The sequence below is a fragment of the Enterobacter sp. UNJFSC 003 genome, from assembly GCF_036903355.1.
Lineage (GTDB): Bacteria > Pseudomonadota > Gammaproteobacteria > Enterobacterales > Enterobacteriaceae > Enterobacter.
On the sequence record NZ_JBAKHK010000353.1, the window covers coordinates 1 to 236 of the forward strand.

The following is a 236-nucleotide window of genomic DNA, read 5'->3' on the forward strand; positions in this document are numbered from 1 at the left end:
GATCTGATCGAGCTGACCGAATCGCTGTTCCGTACTCTGGCACAGGATATTCTCGGTAAGACGGAAGTGACCTACGGCGACGTGACGCTGGACTTCGGTAAACCGTTCGAAAAACTGACCATGCGTGAAGCGATCAAGAAATATCGCCCGGAAACCGACATGGCGGATCTGGACAACTTCGACTCTGCAAAAGCGATTGCTGAATCTATCGGCATCCACGTTGAGAAGAGCTGGGG

Annotated in this window: 1 pseudogene; it reads left to right on the forward strand. The window is 52.5% G+C overall.

Going from position 1 to position 236, the window contains the following annotated elements:
• Positions 1–236: pseudogene (lysS, locus tag V5P19_RS24510) on the forward strand (lysine--tRNA ligase); the annotation flags it as partial.